We start from the raw sequence: 25,646 nt of genomic DNA, 5'->3' as shown, positions 1-25,646 counted from the left end.
ACGTTCCCCGTTCATGCATTCCCCCCGACGCGCGCTTCGCCGCAGCGGCTGACGCTCGTCTGTTGCAGTAATTGCTGGAAGTCGCTGACGTGCGGATTGCCGACACCGATATGGCGCACCGCTTCGGCGGCCAGTGCCGTCGCCTGCCGCAGCGCCTCCTGCGGCGATTGATCCGCGATCACGCCATGCAGCAGGGCGGCCAGCAGCGTATCGCCCGCGCCCACCGTATTCCGGACCTCGACCCGGGGCGGCGTGGCGCGCCACTCTCCGCGTCGGCTGACCCACAGCACGCCGTCACCACCCAGCGACAGGATCGCCTCCTCGACGCCGGAAGCGTGCAGACGCCGGACCGCATCGAGCTGGGCCGCCGGATCGGTCAGCGGGCCGCCGGCCCAGTCGGCCAGTTCCTGTTCATTGGGCTTGGCCGCGTCGGGCAATACCGCCAGCGCCGCGGTGAGGGCCGGGCCGCTGGTGTCGATCCAGACCGGCACACCGCTGGCCTTGAGCGCTCGAATCAGCGCCGCCAGCGCCTCCGGCGTCGCGCCCGGCGGCAGGCTGCCGGTCACCACGACTGCAGCCGGCGATGTCGCCTTGCAGCGCGCGACCAGATCGGCCGTCAATTCGGCCAGCGCCGCCTCGGAGACCTCGATGCCCGGGCCGTTGATGTCGGTCACGCGACCGTCGTCCTCGGCCAGTTTGGCGTTGATCCGGGTCTCGCCGGGCAGACGCAGGCTGGCATCCTCGATCCCGTCGCGCCGACAAGCCTGGACGAACGCGGTGTCGTTGTCCGCCCCCAGAAAGCCGGACAGCGTGACCCGGTGACCCAGCGACACCAGCACCTGCGCCACGTTGAGGCCTTTGCCGGCCGCCGCCAGATGCGACGACCGCGTGCGATTGACCGCGCCCGGCTCGAGCCGCGGCAGCTGGATCGACAGATCCAGCGCCGGATTGAGTGTCACCACCAGCACGTGCGCCATTAGAGCGCCTCCAGCGCATCTCGCACGGCCTGGCTGGTGGCCTGGGCCAGCGCCGTCTCGGCGTGCAGGCGGGCGCTCTCCTCGGTGATCCCGCGCAGGCGTGCCTTGACCATCGGCACCTGGCGCACGGAGACCGAGAGCTCGTCGACGCCCAGCCCGACCAGCACCGGCACGGCGGCAGCGTCCGAGCCCAGCTCGCCGCAGACGCCGACCCACTTGCCCTCGGCGTGAGCCGCATCCACGGTCATCCGGATCAGCCGCAGCACCGCCGGATGCAGGCCGTCCGCCTGGGACGACAGCTCGGGATGGCCGCGGTCGATCGCCAGGGTGTACTGGGTCAGGTCGTTGGTGCCGATGGAGAAGAAGTCGACCTCCGCCGCCAGGCTCGGCGCCAGCAGCGCCGCGGAGGGAATCTCGATCATCACGCCGACCTGGACATCGGACGCGCCAATCTCCTGCTGCAGCCGGTCGACGATCGCCCTGGCCTGACGGTACTCGTCGACGTCCTTGACCATCGGGAACATGATCCGCAGCGGACGATCCCCGGCGGCGGTGAGCAGCGCCCGCAGCTGGGTTTCCAGCACGTCCGGGCGGGTCAGCGCCAGCCGGATGCCGCGCAGGCCGAGGAAGGGGTTGTCCTCCGCCGCTACCGGCCAGTAGGGCAGCGGCTTGTCGCCGCCGACGTCCAGCGTGCGTGCCACCAGCGGACGGCCACCCAAGGCATCGAAGGCGCGCCGGTATTCGCCGATCTGGGTCTCCAGGTCCGGCGCCTCCGGGTGGGCCATGAACAGGAATTCGGTACGCAGCAGGCCGACGCCTTCGGCGCCATGTTCGACCGCGTCCTCGGCGTGGGCGGTGTTGCCGAGATTGGCGGCGACCTCGATGCGCTTGCCGTCCGCCGTGCGCCCTTCCTCGAAACGCCGGCCATGGGCCTCGCGGCGCAGTCGTTCGAGCTCCTTGAGCCGCAGTTCGGCGCGGTCGCGGCGCTCGCGGGATGGCCGCACGATCACCCGGCCGAGATCGCCGTCGAGGATCAACTCGTCGCCGTCGGCCAGGGTCAGCACCCGCTCTCCGGCACCGACCACCGCCGGGATGCCCAGCGCCCGGGCCAGGATCGCGCTGTGCGACGTGGCGCCACCGCGCGCGGTCAGCAGGCCGCGCACCTGGGCGGTATCGAGACGCGCGACGTCGGAAGGACCGATGTCGTCGGTGACCAGCACGTAGGGATGCGCCGGCGGTGTCGGCAGCTCGACGCCACACAGCACGCCAAGCACGCGGCGGCCGACATCGCGCAGATCGGCGGCACGCTCCGCCAGCAGACGATCCGCCAGCACTTCCTGGGCCCGGGCGGCGGTGTCGATCGCCTGCCACCATGCCGCTTCGGCGCTCATGCCGTCGCGCATGCCCTCGAAGGCAGCCTCGTGCAGCTCGGGATCATCGAGCATCTCGGCATGCATGGAGAGAATCTCGGCCACGTCCCCGCCCTTGGCGGTGCCGATCAACGCCCGCAGCTGGTCACGCGCTTCGACCAGGCTGGCGCGCAGGCGCTCGCGCTGACGTTCTGCGCCACCTTGTTTTTCCGGCGCCAGATCGCGGGCCCGTTCGGGATAGTCGAAGCTGGGCGCGCGCATCACGAAGACCGGCGCGATCGCCAGTCCCGGCGAGGCGGCGGTGGCGGGTAACGCGGTATCGTCGGCGATGGGCTCCGGTGCCGCCGTGCCGGGGATCTCGCCCGTTGCCTCGCCCACGGCATCGCGCCGCGAGACGTGGCTGGCGCCGGCGGCATCCGCCAGCGGCCGCACGGACTCGCCGAGCCCACCCTTGACGGCGGCGACCATCGCCGCCAATGCCGCCTGGGCACTCTTACCCTCGCCCCCGCCTTCGGCGGAGAAGATCAGCGTCTGGCCGCGCCGGGCGCCGAGCCCGATCACCTTGGTCAGGCTGGCGGCGGAAACCGTCTCCGCCGCGCCTTCCATCAGCCGCACGCGAACCGGCACGGACTGCTCGCGGGCCGCCTGGACCAGCAGCTTGGCCGGGCGGGCGTGCAGTCCGTGAGCGTTGAGCAGTGTCACGCGAGCGGTCTCGGCGTGGCTCGACTCGCCGGACAGCCGCGCCAGAACATGGTCGGCATCGGCGTCGACCAGCGCTTCGCCTTCGCCGCTATCCAGCAGATCCGCCAGCCGCTCCAGCAGCTCCCGATGAACGTCGCCTTGCGCCGCCACGCAGAACACGCCATTGACCACGCCTTTCGGGCCGGTGAACGAGCGCTCCGGCGTCGCCAGCGCCAGCGCCGGCTGACTGACGCCTGCGGCAGCGCTCACCAGCCACAGCCCCTGGCCCAGCGGGATCGGTTCCTGCTCGGTGATCGCGGCAACGAAGCGCGCATCGACGCACTCGGCCTGGCGCAGCCGCGCGGCCGCCGCCAGCGCCAGCTCGAAACGGTCCCGCGCCGGAAAGCCCAGGCAGAGCGTGCCGGCATCCAGACGCGCCTTGAGCCGAGGTTTGGCCAGCAGAGCGACCATCGCCTCGGCCGTGTCGGCGTTGGCCAGGCGTTCGGCCACGCTCTCGTCGTCGAGCACGTGCGTCAATCGCCGCAGCACGTCCAGATGTTCGTCGCTGGCGGCGGCGATCGTCACCAGCAGATAGACGCGGTTGCCGTCGTGCCATGTCACGCCTTGGGGAAACTGCAGCAGCCGCACGCCGGTGCGGTGAATCTGTTCGCGGCTCTCCGGGGTGCCATGGGGAATGGCGATACCGCTGCCGAGGAAGGTCGAACCCTGCGCCTCGCGGGCGTGCAGCGCGTCGCGATAGCTCGCCTCGACCAGGCCGGCCCGGTGCAGCGACGCGGCGGCCTGATCCAGTGCATCCTGCCAGCTGTCGGCCTGGCAATTGAGCGCCGCGTCCTGCGGCTGGAGGGTCAGCATAACGATCTCTCCGAATGGTCGTTCGATGTCCGTAGCATGGGGCAGCGGCGCTTCCGATACCACCGGGACATCGCGATGTTCCGACTTTTTGCTGAATCGTGTCACCTGTCGTGTCGACATGCTCTCCGTTCGTCGACCGTTTGACAAGCTAGACCTTCGCCGCAGACCTTCGCCGCCGATCTCTGCGACGGAACGGGCCGGATAGCGCCGAGCGTAAAATCAGGCTGGGCCGGGGCGGCCCGACGCGGTATCGTTCCCCCCGTGCGGACGCGTCATCGTCGATCATGAACGTTGCAGGAGCCTTGCATGAAGCTTGCCGATATCGCCCGACTGGCCGGCGTTTCTCGTACCACCGCCAGCTATGTGCTCAACGGCCAGGCCAGGACGCGTCGCATCAGCGAGGCCACGGTAGCCCGCGTGCTGGCCATCGCCAGTGCCCACGATTACCGGATCGATGCCCAGGCGGCGGCCCTGCGCGGCGGCGACAGCCGGACGCTGGGCCTGATCGTGCCGGATCTGGAGAACGGCAGCTATGCGCGCCTGGCCAAGCGGCTCGAACACGGCGCGCGCCAGCAGGGCTATCAACTGCTGATCGCCGGTTCCGACGACGATCCGCAAAGCGAGCGCGAAGTCGCGAAGTCGCTGCGCGCCCAGCGCTGCGACGTGCTGCTGGTCGCCAGCAGCCTGAGCCCCGAGGATCCCTTCTATACCGAACTGTCGGCCCAGGGGCTGCCGGTGATTGCCATCGACCGCCCGCTGGACCCCGAGCGATTCGTCAACATCGTCACCAACGGTCGCGCTGCCGGGGAAATGCTGACCCGTTCGGTGCTGGCCGACGACGTGTCGGACGTGGTGTGGCTGGACGCAGTGCCGAATCTGTCGATCAGCACCGAGCGGCGGCGTGGCTTCCTCGACGCCCTGCTCGACAGGCCTCTGTGCCGTCCGCGCTGCTTCAGCGGTGAACGCTACGATCGCGACAGCGGCGCCGCACTGATGCGCCGCCTGCTGGACGAGGGCGGTTTGCCGGATGCCATCGTCACCGCCTCCTACACGCTGATGGACGGGCTGCTCGACGTTCTGCTCGAACACGGTGCGCCACCCGCCAAGTTGCATCTGGCGACATTCGGCGACGATCGGCTGCTCGACTTCCTGCCGTGCAAGGTCAACTCGCTCCCCCAGGATCACGACCGGGTCGCCGAACAGGCCCTGGCGCGCGCCTTGCAGGCGGCCCGCGGCCAGTATGTGCCGGGGCTGGACGTGATCGACAGGACGCTCAAGCGTCGACGTTGAACGCCGGTGAATGCCGGGCGAGACGGATCGCCCACGGCAGAGCGTGGGCTGAACGTCGCGACTGAAGTATGCTTGAGCTTTGTCTGCAATCTGGCTGAAAGCTGGCGAGCGCAGCCATTTTCGGACAGAGCGTAGTCCACCGACGTATCAGGAACGACACTTGTCAGACGATCTTCCCGACATCCTGGCCGGGCCGATACTCCGTCGCGCCATGCCGCAGCGACTGGTGATGTGGCTGGTCGCTTCGCGCCCGCTAGAACTTCAGTTGACGCTATGTACCGATGACCTCTCGCAGCACCACGATCTCGGGTCGGCCACGACTCGCCTGGCGGTCGGTCGCCACGCACATCTTCACCTGATCGACCTGCCGCTCGACGACGCCCTGCCCCGGGATGTCCGCATCGCCTACGACCTCGCCTATCGTGCGAATGCGGAAGGGAGCGTGAATGCCGAAGGGGGAGTGAATGCCGAAGGGGGAGTGAGCACCGAAGGGAAAGGCACCGCCTGGCGCTCGATGCGGGATTGGGGCGAGGCCCTTTGCTACGACGGTGAGCCGTTGCCTACGCTGGTGCTGCGTTCGCGCTACGACAATCTGCTCCACGGCTCCTGCCGCAAGCCGCATCACGCCAGCGCCGATGGCCTGGTTCGCGCCGACCGCTGGCTGAGCGAGCGCCACGCCGACAGCGCCGCGCGGCCGGCAGCGCTGTTGATGACCGGCGACCAGATCTACGCCGACGACGTGGCCGGCCCGATGCTTGCCGCCATTCATGCACTGATCGCCCGGCTCGGGCTCTACGACGAATGCCTGGAGGGGACGGAGATCGCCAGCGGCAGCGAGCTCTACGCGCGCGACGAAACCTACTATCACCGCGACGATCTGCTGCCGGCGATCCGCTCCACCGAGGCCCTGCGCGAGAAGTTCTTCGGCGGCGTGCGCAAGCCGATCTTCACCACCGCCAGCGCGGAAAATCACCTGATCACCTTCGCCGAGCTGCTGGCGATGTATCTGCTGGTGTGGTCGCCGACACCGTGGCGTCTGATCGAGGTGGAGGTTCCCCAACTCGCCGCCGAGGAGCAGGATCGCTACCGCGCCGAACAGCGCCACATCGATGCGTTCGTTGCCGGCCTGCCGGGCGTGGCGCGCCTGTTCGCCCACCTGCCCACGCTGATGATCTTCGATGACCATGACGTCACCGACGACTGGAACCTCTCCGCCGCCTGGGAGGCCACGGTCTACGAGCATCCGTTCTCGCGCCGGATCGTGGGTAATGCGCTGATCGCGTACCTGCTGTGTCAGGGGTGGGGCAACGATCCCGACGGTCTGGCCGAGCCGCTGGCCGCCAGTCGCGAATGGCTCGACTCGGCCGGCCATGACGGCCGGCTCGATTGCGAGACGCACAACCGGCTCGTGACGCGCCTGCTGCGCTTCACCGGCTGGGGCTATACCCTCGACTCGACGCCGCGCCTGGTGGTGCTGGACACACGCACCCGGCGCTGGCGTAGCGAGCGTCGCCGGCATCACCCCTCGGGCCTGATGGACTGGGAAGCGTTGAGCGAATTCCAGCAGGAACTGCTAGAGGAACCTTCGGTGATCATCGTCTCTCCGGCGCCGATCTTCGGGGTCAAGCTGATCGAAGGCATCCAGCGCGTCTTCACCTGGTTCGGCAAGCCGTTGCTGGTCGACGCGGAGAACTGGATGGCGCATCCCGGCGCGGCCCACACCATGCTCAACATCCTGCGCCACAGCCGCACGCCCCAGCGTTACGTGATTCTCTCCGGCGACGTGCACTACTCCTTCGTCTACGCCATCACCATTCGCCAGCATCGCAACAGCCCCCGCATGTGGCAGATCACCAGCAGCGGCCTCAAGAACACCTTCCCCGATACCCTGCTCGACTGGTTCGACCGCCTCAACCGCTGGCTCTACGCGCCCTGGTCGCCGCTCAACTGGCTCACCAAGCGGCGTCGCATGGCGGTGGATCCCTACTATCCCGAACGCGCCTCGAAGGGCGAGCGGCTCTGGAACCGAGCCGGTATCGGCCAGGTCCTGCTCGACGATCAGGGCGCGCCCCGGGAAGTCACGCAGCTGGGCGCCGATGACTGCGACACTCGTTTCCACGAGGAACACCGATGAGCACGATCCGCCTGGCCCGGGCCCCGGATCTCGCCGCTGTCGAGGCGCTGGTCGACGCCGCCTATGGCTATTACGTTGCCCGCATCGGCATGACGCCGGGGCCAATGCGCGACGTCGATGATAACGGCTATGCGCCCTACATCGCCGCCGGCTACGTGAATCTGCTGTTCGATGACGATGACGCTTGCAATAGCGACAACGGTGCTCCGGTCGGACTTCTCGTATTGATTCCCAAGCCCGATACGCTGCTGCTGGACAACGTGGCGGTCTCCCCCGCCGCGCAAGGCCGAGGCTTCGGCAAGCGACTGATGCAGATGGCGGAAACATACGCTCGCGACCACGGGTTCGACAGCATCACGCTCTATACCCAGGAGCAGATGCACGAGAATCTGGCGCTCTATCGACGCTACGGCTATGTCGAGACGCACCGCGCCGAAGAGCGGGGGCTGAAGCGGATCTATCTGCGCAAGTCGCTCTAACGCGCCTTCGTCTCGATACGCCCACCGCCGCGCCCGGTAGAGGACGCGGCGGTGGGCGCGCGGTGTCGCGCTTTCGTCAACCGGCGCGAGCGGCGCCCGGTAGCGCCTCGACATCACCGAACGTGCCGGTCGTCCCTTCGACATCACGCAGTTCGACCACGATTCCCCTGGCCGCGGCGTGCTCGACGAAACGGTCGATATCCTCGCGAATATCCGGATCGATGTAGTTGGCACCGATGGCATCGATGATCAGCTCGCCGTTGTCCGGCACGGTATCGAGACACTGGCGCATCTCTTCGCGGTTGAGAAACGAGACGTCCTGCTGAAACTTGAGCAGCGTGTGATCGCCGCGCCGGGTGCAGGCGATTGCCGAGCGGTAACCGGACTGCAGCAGAAAGTAGAGACTGCACACCAGCCCCACCAGCACGCCCATCAGCAGATCGGTAGCCAGAATCGTGATCACCGTGACGGTGAACGGGATGAAGCGGCGCATGCCCTCGCGATACTGATCGAGGAACAGCGCCGGCCTGGCCAGCTTATAGCCGGTATGCAGCAGGATCGCCGCCAGCGTCGCCAGCGGAATCAGCTCCAGCCACATGGCGAGGAACGCCACGCTGACCAGCAGCAGGCTGCCGTGGATCAGGCTCGACAGCCGGGTGCGGCCACCCGCGTTGGCATTGGCGGAGCTGCGCACGATCACCGCCGTCACCGGCAGCGCGCCCACCAGCCCGCAGACCATGTTGCCGATGCCCTGCGCCTTCAATTCGCGATGCGGCGGCGAGTGGCGCTTGAGAGGATCGAGCTTGTCGATGGCCTCCAGGCTCAGCAGGGTCTCGAGACTGGCGATGATGGCGATGGTAATCGCGACCGTATAGACCGCCGGGTTGGCCAGTGCGCCGAGGTCGGGATGGGTCATCTGCCCGATCAGTTCCGCCGGGCCGGACAATCCGCCCAGATCGATATGGTGCCCTGCCCCCAGCGCCCAGCCAGGCATCGCACCGCCGACCAGGCGATCGATCGCGATGCTGCCGAGCACCACCAGCAGCGGCCCCGGGATCAGTGCCAGCACGCGATGACGCTTGATCACCGGCTGCTCCCAGAGTATCAGCAGGCCCAGACTGAACAGCGCGATCCCGGTCGCCAGCGGTGAGATGCCACTGAACAGCGCCACCGGATCGGTGATCGATGGCATGTCGTCCAGCGGATGCCCCAGCGCCATCGGAAACTGCCCCAGCACCAGAATCAGGCCGATCCCCGCCAGCATGCCCTTGATCACCGAGGTTGGCACGAAGGCACCGATACGACCGAGCTTGAACACGCCCATCAAGAGCTGCAGTACGCCGGCCAATATGACTGCTATCAGAAATGCGGCGAAGCTGCCCAACTGCTCGATCGCATCCAGCACGATCACCGTCAGTCCCGCTGCCGGGCCGCTGACACTGAGCGCCGAGCCGCTGAACATCGTCACTACCAGGCCGCCAACCATGCCGGCGACGAGCCCCGCGATGGGCGGCGCGCCGGAGGCCAGCGCGATCCCCAGGCAGAGCGGAATCGCGACCAGGAAGACCACGATGCCCGCCGGGACATCGCGGGAGAGGTGTCGGAACGAGAAGGTATCGGGGCTGTCGTGGCCGGTGTCATGGAACGTATCGGAGCCGTCTTGAGACGCCGACGCTGCGGGCGTCGTCCGTCTCGATGTCTTCTGGGCCGATGTCTTCTGGATCGATGTCGTCTGTCTCGATGCCGTCTGTCTCGATGCCGTCATTGTCGTGTCCTCGGATCCTTGAGTCACAGCGTGAAAATAGCGTGGTTTATTGCTCTTGGTTGCTCTCGAAGATCAGCTTTTAACCAGCCGCCACGCGCTGCCAGCGCTGTTCGTCGAGCCTGTCTTCCGCTCCCTCGGCCTCGCGATGATAGACTTCCTCCAAGTGTCCGCTCGCCAGATCGTAGACCCAGCCATGCAGGCTTGGCGCCCGCCGCGCCTGCCAGCTCCCGGTGATCAGTTTCAGGCCGGCAAGCCGTTCGATCTGCGCGATCACGTTGAGCTCGACCAGGTGATCGACCTTGTCGCCGAGTTGCGAGAACTGCACGAGTTCGGCGTCCCGCTCGGCGACCAGTTGCTTGACCTGTCCCAGATGCCTGTCGACATGGGGCAACGTCCGAAGGGCGTCGCCGCCGCCCACCGCTGCCTGGATGCCGCCACAGCCGCGGTGCCCGCAGACGATGATGTGATCCACCTTCAGCGCGTTGATTGCGTACTCGAGCACGCTCGACACGTTGGCATCGTCTTCATGCACCAGATTGGCGATATTGCGATGGATGAAGAGCTCTCCGGGCCTGGCATTGCAGATCTGCTCCGCCGGCACCCGACTGTCGCAGCAGCCGATCCACAGCGCGGCGGGCGATTGCCCCTGGTTCAGACGCTCGAACAGGTCGGGATCGGAGGCCATCATGTCATCGGCCCAGGCCCGGTTCTCGAGAAGCAGACGGTCGCAGAATTGCATGGAGGCACTCCTTGTGCAGTGTTGTGCAGTGGCGTTTTGTGTAGTGGCGATAGCGACGATCGACGAACCCGGTTTTCACACGGTCTTTTCGGCGTTCGAGCTCGACTTCCCAGCGGTAATGTCGGCCTGGCCGTCGTCGTCATTGCGGCGACTCGAGCATGAGACGAAAGGCGCAGACCTGGCTTTTAGTCGTACGGTGGAGAGGCAGAATGGGCAAGCAAAAACCGCTTTGCAGCCTGCAAATTTTGTAAGGCTACGTGATTGAATGTTGATTCAGGAATAACGAAGGATGACGACGAAATCATCGTCTTGTCTTGCTGGGCTGACAGCTGCCAATTGTCAAGAAACGTAAAATCGGGCCTTCCACCCGCCGTCGATCGCGTTTATGAACCCTGCATGACAGCAGGCTTCAGGGAGGGAAAAGGAAGGTGGGAAACATCAGAAATTTAATAAAATCTAATGTAACAGAAGGCACGACAACCTTGCGTGAAGATGAACCCTTTCATGCCAGCAAGGGGGCTCGGAGAGCATGAACGTTACCCGCCGATAACGTTCATGCCCGGTTCATGTCACAGCGACGATTACAGCACCTCGATCGGGTCGTTCACGCCGATGTCACCGCTATTTTCCGCCACGAGATTCTGACCGAAATAGACCTTGCCCTTCTCGCCTCGGCGGTAGCCCGCCAGGGTCTTGAGCGGTTCCTTGTCGGCCCGTTTTTCACCCTTGGCAGGGTCGACCGTCACCATGGCACAGCGAGAGCATGGCGCATCGACCCGAAACGTCACGTCGCCGATCCGGATGCGTTTCCAGCCATCCTCGGCGTAGGGCTCGGTGCCGGTCGCGACGAGGTTGGGCCGGAACTGGGCCATCACATGAGTCCCGTCGGTGCGGGCATTGAGATCTTCCAGCGAGGCCTCGGAGATCAGCAGCAGCGGATAGCCGTCGGCGAAGCTGACCCTCACGCCGATCGACTCCCGATAGCGCGGCGATCGCTCCCCCAGCCACAGCAGCCGTGCGGGCTCGCCCGCGGCCTCGCTGAACCAGTCGTCGAGCGAGGCATGCGTGGTGGTCGCACTGAAAGGGTCGGCCCAGACCTGGGTGTCGAACGGCTGCCCCGAGAACTCCTGGCGCGCCACATCCACCGGCGGCAGCGTGCCGTGGGTCAGGGTCAGACGCTCGCCATCGAACTGCGCCCGCACCAGTTGCAGTTGGGGATGCGTGCGCGCCGTGAGGAAGGTGCCGTCGGGCTTGACCACCATGAAGCGGCGATCGCCGACCAGGCCCTCTTCCTCGACCCGAGCGCGCTGCAGCGACGAACCGGCCGTGGATTTGATCGGATAACGATGAATGGCAGCAAGCGCTGGCATGAAAGGCTCCTGTCGCAAAGATGATCTTTTGATTCGGGGCGATCAGCGCCTGGATTTCAGGCGACGCTGATGCTCGCGCTTGGCCTGCTGATAGACCTCGTCGGCGCGCACGCGATCCAGCCTTTCGCGGTAGCACTCGGCGATGCGAGCCTTCTCGGCATCGACGTTGCGCGGCTGGCGCAGACGGCCCTGGGCGTCCTTCTTGCGCCCACCCGGGTAGCGCGCATAACGCCGCGCGCGGGTATATCCCATCTGCAGATATTTCCGCGCCATGTCCATGCCCACGAAGTCGCCTCGTTCACGATAGTCGCAATAGCGCGCGTGCAGCTCGGCGACGGCCTGTCTGGCGTCGGCCTCGTTGCGGATGGCCCACAGCGGGAGCAGCTCATCCTTGTAGGGCTGGACATGAAACACACCGCGCTCGCCGTGGCCGATCCGATAGCATTCCGGATGCCGACGATAATCGATGGACGCATCGGGGAAACTCACGCTCACCTCGCTCAGGGTTGTGACGGGATCGCGCGGCGAAGGCGGCGCGAGACATCGCGGGGACGAAAAACGGCCGTCTCCGAGGAGACGACCGTCATGTTGCCACGCCTTTGATGCTACGTCAGGTCGCCGCGACCTGCTGGGGCTTGTTGGCCTTGGGCTCGCGCCGACGTCGCTGGAGCGCTACCACCAGCCCGAACAGCAAAAGCGCCGGGATCCACATCAGCTCTTTCGGCAGTTGCGACGTGGGGATACGCACCGAGACGATCTCCTGATCGAAATCGAAGCCCAGCTTTTCCGCCTGGCTGCCGAAATCGGTCATGTCGACCAGCACTTTGCCATCCTCCTGCATCAGATGCAGGCCGAGGCTCGAGAGCCGCTCGGCACCGGTGTCGCCTTCCGTCGCCGGCACCTGGATCACGAAGCTGGTGGGCGCGCCGTAGGCGTCGAGACCCTCGATACGTGTCATCAGGTGTTCGTTAGGCCCGATCTCCCCCAGCGCCTGCTCGAACTGCGCTGGCGGCACTTCTTCATAGGGGGCATCGACCATGTCCATCCAGAAACCCGGACGGAACAAGGAAAAGGCGACCAGCAGCAGCAGCAGGCTTTCGTACCAGCGGCTCCTGACCAGCATGAAGCCCTGGGTCGCCGCGGCGAAGATCAGCATCGCCGCCGTCGCCACGATGAAGATGAGGATCCCGTGGAGCCAGTCGACGTTGATCAGCAGCAGGTCGGTATTGAAGATGAACAGAAACGGCAGCGCCGCCGTTCGCAGGCTATAGTAGAACGCCTGGAAGCCGGTCCGGATCGGATCGGCGCCGGAGATCGCCGCCGCCGCGAACGAGGCGAGCCCCACCGGCGGCGTTACGTCGGCCATGATGCCGAAGTAGAACACGAACAGGTGGACCGCGATCAGCGGCACGATCAGGCCGTTCTGCTCGCCAAGCTGGACGATGACCGGCGCCAGCAACGCCGACACCACGATGTAGTTGGCGGTGGTCGGCAGCCCCATGCCCAGGATCAGACTGAGCACGCCGGTGAGCAGCAGCATCAGCAGCAGATTGCCCATCGACAGTGTCTCGACCAGATCCGCCAGCACCAGGCCGACGCCGGTCTGCGCCACCGCGCCGACGATGATGCCGGCGGTAGCCGTGGCAATACCGATGCCGATCATGTTGCGGGCACCATCGATCAGCCCGTCCCACAAGTCCATGCCGCCGCGCTTGATGTCGTTGGCCAGGTCACTCTTGCCGCGGAAGAAGGCATCGATCGGCCGCTGGGTCAGGATGATGAAGATCATGAAGGCGGTCGCCCAGAACGCCGACAGCCCCGGCGACAGGCGTTCCACCATCAGACACCACACCAGCACGATCACCGGGAGAATGTAATGCAGCCCCACCATGACGGTCGGCTTGGTGCGCGGCAGTTGGGTGATTTCCTGCGAGGGATCGTCCACTTCCAGCTCGGGATAGCGGGAACCGATCTTCATTAGCGCGATGTAGATCACGCCGACGCCCAGGGCGATGACCCAGGGCGCCGCACCGCCCAGCGCCGGCTTGAGCCAGCCGATACCGTAATAGACCGCGAATGCCATCGCCATGATGCCGACCAGGCCGGTCAGGAAGCCGAGGATCTTGTTGAGCCACGGCCGCTGCGGGTTACCGCTGGGCAACCCCTGCATGCCCGCCTTCAGCGCTTCGAGATGGACGATATAGAGCAGCGCGATATAGGAGATCACCGCCGGCAGGAACGCATGCTTGATCACCTCGATATACGGAATGCCGACGTATTCCACCATCAGGAAGGCTGCCGCGCCCATCACCGGCGGCATGATCTGACCGTTGACGGAGGAAGAAACTTCCACCGCACCGGCCTTGGTCGCACTGAAGCCGACGCGCTTCATCATCGGAATGGTAAAGGTGCCGGTGGTAACCGTATTGGCGATCGAGGAACCGGAAATCAGGCCGGTCAAACCGGAAGAGACCACGGCGGCCTTGGCCGGACCACCGCGATAGTGCCCCAGCAGCGAGAACGCCACCTTGATGAAATAGTTGCCCGCACCGGCCTTGTCGAGCAGCGCGCCGAACAGCACGAACAGGAACACGAAACTGGTGGAAACCCCCAGCGCGATGCCGAAGACGCCCTGCGTGGTCAGCCATTGATGGTTGACCAGCCCCGAGAAGCTCACGCCACGGTGGGCCAGCATGCCCGGCATGTAGGGCCCGGCCAGCGAATAGATCAGGAAGATCAGCGCGATGATCATCAGCGGCGGGCCGAGCGCGCGACGTGTCGCCTCGAGCAGCAGCACGATCCCCACCACGCCGACGATCACGTCCTGCAGGATCGGCGCGCCGGGACGCTGGGAAAGCTGGGCATAGAAAAAGTAGAGATAGGAGGCACAGAATGCCGCCACGATTGCCATGACCCAATCGAGGATCGGCATGCGTTCGCGCGGGGAGCGCTTGAACGCCGGATAGGCCATGAAGGCGAGAAAAACGGCGAACGCCAGATGAATGGAGCGCGCCTCGGTGGCGCTGAAGACGCCGAACCCGACGATGAAGGGTAGCGGCGAAGCGATCCAGAGCTGAAACAGCGACCACAGCGCCGCCACACCCAGCAGGATGCGGTTGGGCGTTCCGGTCAGCTTGCGACCACCGGTATCGGTCGCAGCCAGTTCGTCCAGCTTGGCCTGATCGGGGCCAGAAGCCTTGTTATCCGTCATGAGCAGATCCTGACTTGGCAGCCGGTAGGCGAAAGGACATCGGAGAGACATCATTTCGCGCTTGATTCGATGCGACGGTCGACGTCGCGGGGTATCGATCCAACGGCGCGGGGGTTGTTGCCAACCGCCGCGCCAGAGTGTCAACGCATTCCGTCAGGAATGACGCCGTGGGCAATTACAGCCAGCCCTGCTCCTTGTAGTAACGCTTGGCGCCTTCATGCAGCGGTGCGGAAAGCCCCTGGCTGATCATGTCTTCCGGCGTCAGGTTGGCGAAAGCCGGGTGCAGACGCTTGAAACGGTCGAAGTTGTCGAACACGGCCTTGACAGTCTGGTAGACGACTTCGTCGTCGACGTCGGCAGACGTGACGAAGGTCGCGCGCACACCGAAGGTCTCGACGTCGTCCGGGTTACCCTCGTACATGCCGCCGGGAATGGTGGACATGCTGTAGTAGGGGAACTTCTCGACCAGCCCTTTGACGGCCTCGTCGTTCAGCGGCACCAGGTTGGAGGCGACGGTGGTGGTCGCTTCCTGGATCGCACCGTTGGGGTGACCGACGACGTACGCCATGGCGTCGATGTTGTTGTCCGCCAGCGCGGAAGCCATCTCGGCGGCGCCCAGCTCGGAGGAGAGCGAGAACACGCTGGTGTCCCAGCCTTCCGCGTCCATCAGCACTTCCATGGTGGCGCGCTGGCCGGAACCCGGGTTGCCGATGTTGACGCGCTTGCCCTTCAGATCCTGGATGGAATGGATGTTGGCGTCTTCGCGCGCCAGGATGGTGAGCGGCTCGCCATGCAGCGCGAAGACCGAGCGCAGATTTTCCATCGGCTGGTCGAACTGCGCTTCACCATTGAAGGCGTTGTACTGGACGTCGGACTGGGCGACACCCATGTTCAGCTCGCCGGACTTGATGCCGTTGATGTTGGCAACGGAACCACCGGTGGACGGTGCGTTACAGCGGATACCACTCTCTTCGGCGCTGCGGTTGACCATCCGGCAGACGGACTGGCCGACGACGTAATAGACGCCGGTCTGGCCACCGGTACCGATGGTGATGTACTGCTGATCCTGAGCCATAGCCGGCGTGGAGATCGATGCGGCGCCCATCAGGGCGGAGGAGAGAACGGCTGCGGTTAATGCATGGCGTTTCATGCGCATACCTCGAAGATTTTCCCGTTTATTGTGTTGATCGGTTTCCCGACCGCGAAGACAACGGGCTGGCCGGCGTGCGTCAGGGTGTAATTCGAATCGCACCGTGCCCGTGGACTTGCCTATTGCAACATATCTTATCCCTGACGGCGCGCCATCATATAGTGAGTTAGAGCCAGGCAAAACCGCGAGATGACAGTCTGCCGCCCGTCTCGCCCAACGGTTGGCCTGCCATTGCCATTGCTTACCGCCTCCAGAGGCTCCGGGGCTCGTTTCGCGCCAATGACCTTTCACGATCGGCATGCCTCATGCCGGACACGAATGCCGTCACGGCGCCAGCCAGGCGGAGAGATCGACCCGATCCCCCACGGCCAGATCATGGGCGTCGAAGTAGCCGGCGTTGGCCTCGAGCGCGGCCCGAAACGGCGCGCCTGCCGGATAGACGGGGCAGTCGCGAGACGAGGTCGCATGGCAGGGAGGCATCGTCCTGAGCGAGCGGATCACGCCGTCACCGCCGATGAAGGCAATATCCAGCGGGATTCTGGTCTTGTACATCCAGTAGGCGTTGCTGCTTGGCTGCTCGCGGTCGTAGAGAAACAGCATGCCCGCGTTCTCCGCCAACGACTCGCGCTCCATGAGGCCACGCGCACGCTCGGATGCCGTCCGCGCCACCTCGACATACAGCGTATGCTCATGCCGGCCATCGTCGAGCGTCACCGTCTGGCGCGGCAACGTCTCCGCCCATGCCGGTACCGCGAAGAGCGCGCACAGCGCCCATGCCCCACAGGCCCGAACCCTAGCCAGCATGCCCTTCCTCCTCGACTTTGCGGCGCCGCCTCATCCGTGGCGACGGCGCCAGTAATGCTTACCGACATGATAGAGCCAGGTCAGCACCAGCAGACCCAGCACCAGCTTCGATGCCGGGCCGATATAGGCTTCCAGCGCGCGGAAATTCTCGGCCAGCTGATAACCGGCCACGGCCAGGAAGGCGCTCCAGATCGCGCTGCCCGACGCGGTGAGCAGCAAAAAGCGCCCGATCGGCATGGCGTAGACCCCGGCCGGCAACGAAATCAGCGACCGCACGCCGGGCACCAGCCGGCCAAACAGGACGATCCAGCCACCGTGGCGCTTGAAGATGCGATCGGCGCGATCCAGGTCCCGCCGCGATAGCGCCAGCCAGTGGCCGTGTCGCTCGACGAAAGCGGACATCCGGTCATGGCCGAACCAGCGAGCGACGCCGTAGAACGGCAGTGCTCCCAGCACCGAGCCGACCGTGCCCGCCACGATCGCGCCGATCAGCGAAAGCTTTCCCTGGCTCGACAGGTAACCCGCCAGCGGCATGATCAGTTCGGAGGGAATGGGCGGAAACAGGTTCTCCGCGAACATCAGCAGCACCAGCCCGAAGTAGCTCAGCGTATCGACCGCCTGCTGAATCAGTGAATACATGCAACGGCTCCCGCCGGCGGGATGCCATGCCTCTCACGCCAGTGCCATGCCGTCACGCCTGCTCCTCCGTCCCGGATTCGCGCTGGCGCGAGCCGTTCTGCGCCGTGGCCGCCTGACGCGTGGCGGATTCACCCTGGCCGACCCGATGGTCGATGTAGGACAGCGTGAACAGCTGGACGACGAGAAAACAGAGGCAGAAGACGATTCCCTTGAACATGTTCCGGGCTCTCGGTGGCGATGATTTCGAAATCGGGGCGTCAACCTTCGGAAGACGTTGACGCATGGTAGCGCATTCCTCGGATAGCGGGATGCCGAGTTCGCCGCCGGCAACCGAACATCGCCCGTGATTCTTGCGATGGCATGCCAGGGCCTGTCGGCGTTTCATGGCCGGTCGCGTGACATCTCAAAATAACCTTGCTCTCGCCCGAGTCGCTGAGACAATGGAATATCGACGCCATTTAGCAACGTCTCGACGACGCCTTTCAGCGACGTCTTCCAACCACATCATTCAACGATGAGTACTGCGCGTGCCCCTCAAGGATTTACTGATCGGTCTCGGCATCATCGCCATCTGGGCCTTCAACATCATCGTGATCAAGCTCGGAGTCGAGGATCTGCCACCGCTGCTGGTGACGGTACTGCGCTTCATGCTGGTCGCGGTGCTGGTCGTGCCGTTTACCCGGATCTCGCGTCAGCAACTCCCCTGGATCCTGCTACTGGCAGTCACCTTCGGCGGCCTGCACTTCCCGCTGCTGTTTCTCGGGCTCCAGCAGTCCGAGGCCGGTACCGGTGCACTTCTGGTCCAGATGGGCACCCCGTTTGCCACCCTGCTGGCAGCGATGTTTCTCAAGGAGAAGCTGGGGCCCCGCCGGGTCGTCGGCCTGATCCTCGCCTTCGGTGGCGTCGTGGTGCTGGCCGGAGGCCCGTCGCTGCCGCCACCGGCCTCCACCGCCCTGCTGCTCGCCAGCGCCTTTTTCTGGGCGGTCTCGACCATGATCATCAAGCTCGCCCCGCCCATCGCGCCACTGACCATGACCGGCTGGATCTCGCTGTTCGCGATTCCCCTGGTCGCGCTGGGCAGCTGGATCTTCGAGGACGACCAGTGGCTGGCGCTTCACCAGGCCAGTTGGGCCGGCTGGGGCGCGGTGGTATATACCGCCGTGATGTCCTCGATCGCCGCTTACGGGCTATGGTACCGGCTACTGCAGAAGCACCCCGTCAGCCGCGTGGTGCCGCTGACGCTGCTGATGCCGGTGTTCGCCGTCATGCTCGGCGTCTGGCTGCTCGACGACCCGCTGGGCATCAACAAGGTCGCGGGCGGGGCCATGGTCATCGCCGGGCTGGCCATCATCAACATCCGTTTTCGCCGTCAACGCAAGCCGAGGCCCGTTTCATGAGTCATCCCGCCCTCCCCGATATCCTGCCCATGACACTCGACGATCACGCGGATTTCACTGCGATGATGCTACGCACGCCGGGCGTGGTGCTGAGAACCGCCGACGGCTACGCGGCCACGCAACGCTATCTGGAGCGCAACCCGGGATTGAGCTTCGTGGCGCGCCCGGCCAACGGGGAAGGCATCGTGGGTTGCGCCATGGCAGGCCATGATGGCCACCGCGGCTATCTGCAACACGTCATGGTCGATCCGGACTATCGCCAGTTGGGGCTCGCCCGGACGATGGTCGATCACTGCCTGGCGGCGCTGCTGGAAGCGGGCATCGAAAAGGTGCATCTCGATACCCTGGCGGACAATCACGAAGCCCACCGCTTCTGGCAGCATCTGGGCTGGGCCGATCGCCGCGACGAGATCGTCAAGTTTTCCCGCGTGCTGGTCGAAGATGCCAACGCCTGAGCCGGACCCGCCCTAGGTGTGTGGCCCCGCGGAGTGACGAGCCGAGCGGATGTTGGTCAAGAGCGGGCTGCCGGTAGCCGGATCCTGCATCAAGGTACATTCCACGCCGTAGAGATCGCGAACCAGCGCCGTCGTCACCACGTCGCTCGGTCTGCCGGCAGCGACGATCCTGCCGTCCAGCATCGCCACCAGGTAGTCGGCAAAGCGGCAGGCGCTGACCAGATCGTGGACCACCATCGCCAGCGTCTTGCCTGCCGCGGCCAGGTCCCGAATCAGTTCGAACACTTCCAGCTGATGGCCGAGATCGAGCGCGGAAGTCGGTTCGTCGAGCAGCAGCAGCGGCGTCTGCTGGGCGATCGCCATGGCGATCCAGGCACGCTGGCGTTGACCGCCGGACATGGCATCCAGAGGTCGGTCAGCGAGTTCGTGCAGATCCGCCGCCGCCAGCGCTTCGTCGACCACGCGTCGGTCGTCTCGAGACCACTGCTTGAACAGGCTTTGATGCGGCTGCCGTCCGAAGCGAATCAGCTCGGCGACGGTCAGGCCTTCCGGCGCATGGGTTTCCTGTGGCAGCAGTGCCAGCCGCTGCGCCATCTCGCGCGCCGGCAGACGCTGGATATCGTGACCGTCGAGCAGCACCGTGCCTCGATCCGGCACGTGCAGACGCGCCAGACTTGCCAGCAGCGTCGACTTTCCGCAGCCGTTGGGGCCGACGATCGCCGTCACCTGCCCGGCAGGCAGCTCGAGATTGAGCGCATCGATCACCGTGCGCCGCGCGCTGCCCCGCCCATAGCTCAACGATAGCTGGCGCGCGGCCAGGGGCGGCGCGATCTCCGGCGAGCCATGCGATGGCGGCGTATCGGGCGAGATAGCGGCAAACGAGTTCATGACTGAAACCTCGGTGCAGGACGTAACAGTATCCACAGAAGAAAAGGCGCCCCGACGATTGCGGTCACGATACCGACGGGCACTTCGATCGGCACCAGCAGCAGTCGCCCGACCAGATCCGCGGCGACCATGACGATCGCCCCGGAGAGTGCCGAGGCGATCAGCGAAACGCCCCGGTGCGAAGAGAGCTGGCGGGCGATTTCCGGGCCGATCAACCCGACCAGCCCGACAGGACCGGCTACCGCGACCGCCAGTGCCGCCAGCGCCACCGACACCACCAGCGCCGTGTAACGACAGGCGCGCACGCGGTAGCCCAGCCCCTGGGCCACGGCGTCCGAAAAGCGCAGTATCCGCATCGCCCGAGAGAGATAGCAGGCCACCACGAGGCCGATCGCCAGACCGCACCAGAGCCAGACCAGCGCGGCGCCGTCGCGGGCATTGAGACTGCCGACGGTCCAGGGATAGGCGGTGTTGGCGGTGTCGATGGCGACCCGCGCCATCAGCAGTTGCGTCAATGCCCCGAAGACCGCGCCGACCCCGATTCCCGTCACGATGAAGCGATAGCCCCGCGCCCCGACGTCATTGGCCAGCGCAAAGGTGATGGCCGTCGCCGTGGCGGCCCCCGCCAGCGCCATCGGCGGTGGCGCCAGGCTGGTGCCAAGCCCCACGACCGAGGCAACGGCAAAGGCCGTGGCGCCATTGTCGATGCCGACGATCCCGGGCGTGGCCAGACGGTTGCGGGCCAGCGTCTGCATCAGGCAACCGGAGAGTGAAAACGCCGCGCCGGTCGCGATACCCGCAGCCAATCGCACCATGCGCAGCTCCTGGACGACAAAGGCGCTGACCGGATCGCCGTAACCGAAGACACCGGCCAGCGCCTCCCGCGGGTTCAATGTCAGCGTGCCCAGGCACAGCGACAGAAGTGAAACGGCCAGCAGTGCAACCAGCAAGCCGAGGCAGACGAAGCAGGCGCGACGCTCGATCAGTATCGAATAGTCGCGCTCGCCGAGCGCCCAGCTCAGGCGCCACGAGCCGGGCGGAGGTGTCACGCCGGTATCATGACGATTCATCAGGCAGGCGGGCGGTGTCAGGGTGCGAGGCTTCATCAGGCGTTACAGCGCGGGCAGTCGGTGTGCACGGACGACAGCGATCAATACCGGCGCCCCGACCAGCGCGGTAATCACACCCAGCGGCATTTCCGAAGGCGCCACCAACAGTCGCGCCAGGATATCGGCGCAGAGAATCAGGATCGGCCCCAGCGGTAGCGCCAGCCACAGGGTACGGCGAATGTCGGGACCGGCCAGCGCCCGGGCGACGAATGGCACCACCAGCCCCACGAAAGCGATCGGGCCGGCAACCGCCGTGGCCGCGCCGACCAGCACCGCCACCGCGATGACGCACAGGAGCCGAATCCAGCGGGGATGATGACCCAGCCCGACGGCCACCCGCTCGCCGAGCGCGAGCGCCGCCAACGGCCGGGCGATGGCGACGATCAGCACGCCGGCGAACAGCAGACTGGGCAGGATAGCGCGAAGATCCTCGAGCCGACGCCCGGCCAGGCTGCCGATGACCCAGAACCGGATTTCGTCGGCACTGCGCTGGTCGACCAGCAGCAGCAGTGACGTCAACGCGCCCAGCAGCCCGGACAGGATCGCCCCGGCCAGCACCAGCCTGACCGGATCGTTACCGACTCCGTTGACGCGCGCCATCGCCAGCACGAACAGGCACCCGGCCAGCGCCCCCAGTTGCGCCACGGAGATTCTCAGCGTCGCCGCGCTGGCGCCCAGCACCAGCGCGATCGCCACCGCCAGGGCACTGCCCGCGCTGACACCGAGAAGCCCTGGCTCGGCCAGCGGATTGCGGGCGACAGCCTGAATCAGCGACCCCGCCACGCCAAGCGCCATGCCGACGGCCACACCGATCAGCGTGCGCGGCAGGCGTAGCGACTCGACGACGAAACGCGCCTCGTCGCTACCGCTACCGATCAGAACCGACCAGGCAGCGAGCGGGCCAACATCGCCGGCTCCCAGGAGCAGGCTCGTCACGCCGACCAACAGGAGGCAGGCCAGCAGGACGAGCATCAGATTGAGGAGCGAGGATCGTTCACGAAACGACGAGCGCTCACGGGACATCGGTTCAGTCACGGCAGGTCGTCACGAAATCCGGGGCATGGAATCGAATCCGGGGTCATGGCATCAGTGGTCACTGCGTCAATACGCCCTCGATATCGTCGAGAATGCGCTGCGCGGCGATGGGCCCGGAAGCGCTGGTCCAGAGCTGGCCGTCCACCGGCATCACATGGCCCTGCTGCACGACGTCGAGGCGCTCGAAGGCCGGCGACTGGCGGGCGGATTCCAGCGCCGCTTCGCCGTCGTCGTTCAGCGTCGCCAGGAACAGCCAGTCGCTGTCGATACTCGACAGGTTCTCGAGACTCAGCGAATCGCTGTGCGGACGCCCGACCTTGACCACGCCGCCGTCCTTCACGTCGAACCCGCTGGCCGCCAGCAGCCCGGTCGCGAACAGCCGGGTCGACATCACCAGCGGGCCGTTGGGCATCCAGCGCGCCAGGGTGGCGGTAGTGTCACCATTGGGCTGACGCTGTGCAAGCGATCGAGAACGATTTTCAATTGTCTCGATGGCGTCATCGATCGCCGCCTCGCGACCCAGCGCTTCGCCAAAAAGACGCGCTTCGGCTTTCCAGGCTTCCGGCTCGAATCCTTCGGTCCTGGGCACCACCGTCGGCGCTATCTGCGACAGCAACTGGTACTGCGCCTCTGGCAGGCGCGACGAGGCCAGGATCAGATCCGGCCGCTGCGCGATGACCGCCTCGATGTTGGTTTCGCGTGCGGTGCCGACGATGGCGATATCCGCGGCGGCCTCTCCCAGATAGCCCGCCACCCCCTCGCCGCCGCGAGTCGCCACCGCCCCCAGCGGCGTCACGCCCGCCGTCAGGGCGGTATCCAGCGCCCCTTCGTACAGCGTCACCACCCGTTGGGGTTGGCCCTTGATCTCGACTTCACCGTACGCCGTCTCCAGCGTGCGGGCCTGGGCCGTGGCCGCCAGCAGCCCGCTTGCCAGGGCGAAACTCGTCACCAGGACCTGACACGCTCGAGACAGTTTGAAAATTGACGACATGATCTTGTACTCCTTTTGAGCCTGATCGAATGCCTGCCCGAGCCGCTTTCCACGGCTCGCGGCAGGCTCTCCGACCGGATGAACAACTGCCAAATGAGCGATGGCTCAGAACTTCACGGTAATACCGGCGTTATAGCGGCGACCATCCAGCACTTTTTCGAAATCTTCGTAATCCACGTTCTTGTCGAAGACGTTGTAGACACCGCCGAACAGCGTGGCACTCGAGGTCAATCGATAGGCTGCACCGACATCGACGAAGGTATAGGAAGGAATCTTCTTCTCGATGCCCCGATGGCCCGTTCCTTCGCTCGTGCGGCCGCGATAGTTGACCCGCGCCCAGGCGGAAAGCGCGCCTTCCGGCTGCCAGTTCAGGGTGGCATTGGCCATGTGCTTGGGCAGGTTGTTGAGGGGCATGCCCTCGTACTCGCCACTTTTCTGCTCGGAATCGGTGTAGGTGTAATTGGTACTCAGCGAGTAATCCCTGCCCAGCGGCAAGGTCAGCATCGCCTCGATACCTTGCATGGTGACCTTGTCGACGTTATAGCGCTTGCTGATGAAGTCATAGTCATGCCCATCGTAGGTGCAGACTGCATCGCCGTTGTCGATATCACAGATCCGGTCTTCCGTGATCTTGTCCTTGAAGTCCGTGTAGAAGACGGTCAATCCGGCCTGGGTGCCCTGCTGGTTATCCCAGATCACGCCCAGCTCATGATTGAGACTTTTCTCCGGTTTCAAATCCGGATTCCCCAGAATCACGGCATTGCCGTTGCGCCCCCCCGTGGATTGTCCCCAGCCAGGAGAGGCCTGACGTAGATCCGGTGCCCGATAGCCACTGGTCACGCCGCCCTTGACCGTCCATTCCGGCGCGAGGTTCCACACCCCGTACAGCCGCGGCGACCAGTGTGTCCCGTAGTTTTCGTCCTTGTTGAGGCGTGCACCGCCCGTGAGGGAAAAGTCTTCGGTCAGCAGCCATTCATCCTCGAGAAATAACGCCCACTGCCAGCGGGTAAGCTCGTCCAGGTCACCCGCCTCGTTACCCTCGTCGCTCAGCTTCTGGTACTCGTATTGCCCACCCAGCGTGACGATATGCATCCCCAGCGGCATCACGGTCTGGGAATTGAACACCGTGCTATCGTAAGTCATGTCGCGTGAAGGGTTGTCGATTTCCTCGCGCTGTACATAGCTGTCGGTGGTACCGAAGTCCCAGCGCCCCTGGTGCGTCACGGCATAGTGGCGGCGAATATAATCCTGCTCGTTTCGCGTATCCGATGCTTCACTGGATTTGCCCGGGTTGGAGGTACGCTCCTGCTTGTTCACCCCGGCTTCAAAGTCGAGAGTCTGACTGTCCGTTGGCGTCCAACTGAGCTTGGCGGTACCACTTCTCATGTTCTGGTCGTTGTAGCCATTGACGATCTCGTCCTCGTCGCGCTGCGAATACTGGCCGTAAACCTGCAAGCCCAGCACGTCGTTCTTGAGCGGCCCACCGACGTAGAAACGTGTCTGATCGATATCGCCGGAGTCGGAATCCTCCTGAATGGTGGTATCGGCGGTCACGCTGCCGCCCCACTTGTTGGCGACCTTCCGAGTAATGATGTTGATGACGCCACCCAGCGCATCGGAGCCGTACAACGAGGACATCGGGCCGCGAATCACCTCGATGCGCTCGATGGCCGAAAGCGGCGGCAAGAAACCCTGCTCGATGCCGGGGCCATCGCTGTTGGGACGCGTCTCTCGCGAGCCTTGTCGTTTGCCGTCGACCAGGATCAGCGTGTACTTGGCCCCCATGCCACGCAGGCTGATGTCCTGGGATGAACCGCCGCCGGTGACGACGACCCCAGGCACATCTATCAAGGCATCGGTGATATCGCGGTAATGCTTGTTCTCCAGCTCTTCACGGCTGACCACGCTGATGGAAGCCGGCGCATCCGTGATCTGTTGCGCATAGCCCGATGCGGTAACAACCATTGGGCTCATATTTTCGGCCGCAATGACAGGAGGGGAGAAGCCGGAAACGCCGGCGATGGCCAAGCCCAACCACGTGATGCGTGGCGAGATAGCGGAATTCATGTTCATCGGTTCCCTTGAGATGAAGCGCCAGCCTGATCGATAATGCAAATTCTTATCATTTAGATTCTTCCATACTCCCTGTCTAAAATCTCGCGACAGTGCGTTGCGTTTTTCGCAACCACTGGAAGATCGCGTCGAAACGATAAAACCGTTAAAGTTTCTGATAACCATTTTCATTCACGCTATAACTCGCCCACGCCACCGGGCTGGCTTGCCAGGGAA

Annotated in this window: 21 protein-coding genes; 5 read left to right on the top strand and 16 right to left on the bottom strand. The window is 65.1% G+C overall.

Going from position 1 to position 25,646, the window contains the following annotated elements:
- Window positions 1–11: 11 nt before the first annotated feature.
- Together pfkB and ptsP are read right to left on the bottom strand one after the other, a co-directional pair.
- The gene (pfkB, locus tag BC443_RS08890; protein ID WP_071231483.1) at window positions 12–977 is read right to left on the bottom strand and encodes a 1-phosphofructokinase; all 966 of its coding nucleotides are present in this window, start codon (window positions 975–977) and stop codon (window positions 12–14) included.
- Window positions 977–3,901, bottom strand: a complete 2,925-nt coding sequence (gene ptsP / locus BC443_RS08885; RefSeq protein WP_071231507.1) for a phosphoenolpyruvate--protein phosphotransferase — start codon at window positions 3,899–3,901, stop codon at window positions 977–979. Before ptsP ends, pfkB begins: the two co-directional genes overlap by 1 nt.
- 306 nt (window positions 3,902–4,207) lie before the next feature.
- On the opposite strand from ptsP, the gene cra reads away from it, so the two are divergent.
- From cra to BC443_RS08870, 3 genes are all read left to right on the top strand, one after another.
- Window positions 4,208–5,191, top strand: coding sequence for a catabolite repressor/activator (gene cra, locus BC443_RS08880; RefSeq protein ID WP_071231482.1), 984 nt, complete (start codon window positions 4,208–4,210; stop codon window positions 5,189–5,191).
- A gap of 211 nt (window positions 5,192–5,402) precedes the next feature.
- The gene (locus tag BC443_RS08875) at window positions 5,403–7,325 is read left to right on the top strand and encodes an alkaline phosphatase D family protein (RefSeq protein ID WP_247643248.1); all 1,923 of its coding nucleotides are present in this window, start codon (window positions 5,403–5,405) and stop codon (window positions 7,323–7,325) included.
- Window positions 7,322–7,804, top strand: coding sequence for a GNAT family N-acetyltransferase (locus tag BC443_RS08870; protein ID WP_071231481.1), 483 nt, complete (start codon window positions 7,322–7,324; stop codon window positions 7,802–7,804). The genes BC443_RS08875 and BC443_RS08870 overlap by 4 nt, the downstream gene beginning before the upstream one ends.
- Before the next feature lie 76 nt (window positions 7,805–7,880).
- Here BC443_RS08870 and BC443_RS08865 read toward each other — a convergent pair whose 3' ends face one another.
- The 9 genes from BC443_RS08865 to BC443_RS18815 form a co-directional block, all read right to left on the bottom strand.
- Window positions 7,881–9,569 carry a SulP family inorganic anion transporter gene (locus BC443_RS08865; RefSeq protein ID WP_071231480.1) on the bottom strand — a complete coding sequence of 563 codons (1,689 nt, stop codon included), beginning with the start codon at window positions 9,567–9,569 and terminating at the stop codon, window positions 7,881–7,883.
- 79 nt (window positions 9,570–9,648) lie between these two features.
- Window positions 9,649–10,308 carry a carbonic anhydrase gene (locus BC443_RS08860; protein ID WP_071231479.1) on the bottom strand — a complete coding sequence of 220 codons (660 nt, stop codon included), beginning with the start codon at window positions 10,306–10,308 and terminating at the stop codon, window positions 9,649–9,651.
- Window positions 10,309–10,889: 581 nt separating this feature from the next.
- Entirely contained in the window at window positions 10,890–11,678 is a 789-nt protein-coding gene (locus BC443_RS08850) for an MOSC domain-containing protein (RefSeq protein WP_071231477.1), read from the bottom strand.
- A 42-nt stretch (window positions 11,679–11,720) separates the two neighbouring features.
- Window positions 11,721–12,167, bottom strand: coding sequence for a DUF4385 family protein (locus BC443_RS08845; RefSeq protein WP_071231476.1), 447 nt, complete (start codon window positions 12,165–12,167; stop codon window positions 11,721–11,723).
- A 121-nt stretch (window positions 12,168–12,288) separates the two neighbouring features.
- Window positions 12,289–14,889, bottom strand: a complete 2,601-nt coding sequence (locus tag BC443_RS08840) for a TRAP transporter permease (protein WP_071231475.1) — start codon at window positions 14,887–14,889, stop codon at window positions 12,289–12,291.
- Between the two features lie 175 nt (window positions 14,890–15,064).
- Complete coding sequence (locus tag BC443_RS08835; protein ID WP_071231505.1) at window positions 15,065–16,039, bottom strand: TAXI family TRAP transporter solute-binding subunit; 975 nt, start codon at window positions 16,037–16,039, stop codon at window positions 15,065–15,067.
- 324 nt (window positions 16,040–16,363) lie between these two features.
- Window positions 16,364–16,843, bottom strand: a complete 480-nt coding sequence (locus BC443_RS08830; protein ID WP_071231474.1) for a DUF192 domain-containing protein — start codon at window positions 16,841–16,843, stop codon at window positions 16,364–16,366.
- A 30-nt stretch (window positions 16,844–16,873) separates the two neighbouring features.
- Entirely contained in the window at window positions 16,874–17,482 is a 609-nt protein-coding gene (locus BC443_RS08825; protein ID WP_071231473.1) for a DedA family protein, read from the bottom strand.
- A 52-nt stretch (window positions 17,483–17,534) separates the two neighbouring features.
- The gene (locus tag BC443_RS18815; RefSeq protein ID WP_170835865.1) at window positions 17,535–17,699 is read right to left on the bottom strand and encodes a hypothetical protein; all 165 of its coding nucleotides are present in this window, start codon (window positions 17,697–17,699) and stop codon (window positions 17,535–17,537) included.
- 310 nt (window positions 17,700–18,009) lie between these two features.
- Here BC443_RS18815 and BC443_RS08820 point away from each other — a divergent pair, with 310 nt between their 5' ends.
- Window positions 18,010–18,879 (top strand): EamA family transporter, encoded by an 870-nt coding sequence (locus tag BC443_RS08820; RefSeq protein ID WP_071231472.1) that lies wholly within the window; start codon window positions 18,010–18,012, stop codon window positions 18,877–18,879.
- Window positions 18,876–19,334 carry a GNAT family N-acetyltransferase gene (locus tag BC443_RS08815; RefSeq protein WP_210766269.1) on the top strand — a complete coding sequence of 153 codons (459 nt, stop codon included), beginning with the start codon at window positions 18,876–18,878 and terminating at the stop codon, window positions 19,332–19,334. The genes BC443_RS08820 and BC443_RS08815 overlap by 4 nt, the downstream gene beginning before the upstream one ends.
- 12 nt (window positions 19,335–19,346) lie before the next feature.
- On the opposite strand, the gene BC443_RS08810 is transcribed toward BC443_RS08815, so the two are convergent.
- The 5 genes from BC443_RS08810 to BC443_RS08790 form a co-directional block, all read right to left on the bottom strand.
- Window positions 19,347–20,222: an ABC transporter ATP-binding protein gene (locus tag BC443_RS08810; RefSeq protein WP_083387298.1), complete on the bottom strand. Its 876-nt coding sequence runs from the start codon at window positions 20,220–20,222 to the stop codon at window positions 19,347–19,349.
- Window positions 20,219–21,328, bottom strand: a complete 1,110-nt coding sequence (locus BC443_RS08805) for an iron ABC transporter permease (protein ID WP_071231471.1) — start codon at window positions 21,326–21,328, stop codon at window positions 20,219–20,221. The genes BC443_RS08810 and BC443_RS08805 overlap by 4 nt, the downstream gene beginning before the upstream one ends.
- A gap of 6 nt (window positions 21,329–21,334) precedes the next feature.
- The gene (locus BC443_RS08800; protein ID WP_083387302.1) at window positions 21,335–22,303 is read right to left on the bottom strand and encodes an iron ABC transporter permease; all 969 of its coding nucleotides are present in this window, start codon (window positions 22,301–22,303) and stop codon (window positions 21,335–21,337) included.
- 121 nt (window positions 22,304–22,424) lie between these two features.
- Window positions 22,425–23,357: an iron-siderophore ABC transporter substrate-binding protein gene (locus BC443_RS08795; RefSeq protein ID WP_071231469.1), complete on the bottom strand. Its 933-nt coding sequence runs from the start codon at window positions 23,355–23,357 to the stop codon at window positions 22,425–22,427.
- A gap of 105 nt (window positions 23,358–23,462) precedes the next feature.
- Window positions 23,463–25,424, bottom strand: coding sequence for a ligand-gated channel protein (locus tag BC443_RS08790; RefSeq protein WP_071231502.1), 1,962 nt, complete (start codon window positions 25,422–25,424; stop codon window positions 23,463–23,465).
- Window positions 25,425–25,646 lie beyond the last annotated feature (222 nt).

It is taken from the genome of Salinicola sp. MIT1003, assembly GCF_001858555.1.
GTDB classification, from domain to species: Bacteria; Pseudomonadota; Gammaproteobacteria; order Pseudomonadales; family Halomonadaceae; genus Salinicola; species Salinicola salarius.
Note: the sequence above shows the minus strand (reverse complement) of the source record. Positions and strands in the feature narration are given on the sequence as shown.

Bases quoted from the DNA above. Each gene is read 5' to 3' on its own strand.
- pfkB (WP_071231483.1), bottom strand. From the start codon at position 977: ATGGCGCACGTGCTGGTGGTGACACTCAATCCGGCGCTGGATCTGTCG.
- ptsP (WP_071231507.1), bottom strand. From the start codon at position 3,901: ATGCTGACCCTCCAGCCGCAGGACGCGGCGCTCAATTGCCAGGCCGAC.
- cra (WP_071231482.1), top strand. From the start codon at position 4,208: ATGAAGCTTGCCGATATCGCCCGACTGGCCGGCGTTTCTCGTACCACC.
- BC443_RS08875 (WP_247643248.1), top strand. From the start codon at position 5,403: ATGCCGCAGCGACTGGTGATGTGGCTGGTCGCTTCGCGCCCGCTAGAA.
- BC443_RS08870 (WP_071231481.1), top strand. From the start codon at position 7,322: ATGAGCACGATCCGCCTGGCCCGGGCCCCGGATCTCGCCGCTGTCGAG.
- BC443_RS08865 (WP_071231480.1), bottom strand. From the start codon at position 9,569: ATGACGGCATCGAGACAGACGGCATCGAGACAGACGACATCGATCCAG.
- BC443_RS08860 (WP_071231479.1), bottom strand. From the start codon at position 10,308: ATGCAATTCTGCGACCGTCTGCTTCTCGAGAACCGGGCCTGGGCCGAT.
- BC443_RS08850 (WP_071231477.1), bottom strand. From the start codon at position 11,678: ATGCCAGCGCTTGCTGCCATTCATCGTTATCCGATCAAATCCACGGCC.
- BC443_RS08840 (WP_071231475.1), bottom strand. From the start codon at position 14,889: ATGACGGATAACAAGGCTTCTGGCCCCGATCAGGCCAAGCTGGACGAA.
- BC443_RS08835 (WP_071231505.1), bottom strand. From the start codon at position 16,039: ATGAAACGCCATGCATTAACCGCAGCCGTTCTCTCCTCCGCCCTGATG.
- BC443_RS08830 (WP_071231474.1), bottom strand. From the start codon at position 16,843: ATGCTGGCTAGGGTTCGGGCCTGTGGGGCATGGGCGCTGTGCGCGCTC.
- BC443_RS08825 (WP_071231473.1), bottom strand. From the start codon at position 17,482: ATGTATTCACTGATTCAGCAGGCGGTCGATACGCTGAGCTACTTCGGG.
- BC443_RS18815 (WP_170835865.1), bottom strand. From the start codon at position 17,699: ATGTTCAAGGGAATCGTCTTCTGCCTCTGTTTTCTCGTCGTCCAGCTG.
- BC443_RS08815 (WP_210766269.1), top strand. From the start codon at position 18,876: ATGAGTCATCCCGCCCTCCCCGATATCCTGCCCATGACACTCGACGAT.
- BC443_RS08810 (WP_083387298.1), bottom strand. From the start codon at position 20,222: ATGAACTCGTTTGCCGCTATCTCGCCCGATACGCCGCCATCGCATGGC.
- BC443_RS08805 (WP_071231471.1), bottom strand. From the start codon at position 21,328: ATGAAGCCTCGCACCCTGACACCGCCCGCCTGCCTGATGAATCGTCAT.
- BC443_RS08800 (WP_083387302.1), bottom strand. From the start codon at position 22,303: ATGCTCGTCCTGCTGGCCTGCCTCCTGTTGGTCGGCGTGACGAGCCTG.
- BC443_RS08795 (WP_071231469.1), bottom strand. From the start codon at position 23,357: ATGTCGTCAATTTTCAAACTGTCTCGAGCGTGTCAGGTCCTGGTGACG.
- BC443_RS08790 (WP_071231502.1), bottom strand. From the start codon at position 25,424: ATGAATTCCGCTATCTCGCCACGCATCACGTGGTTGGGCTTGGCCATC.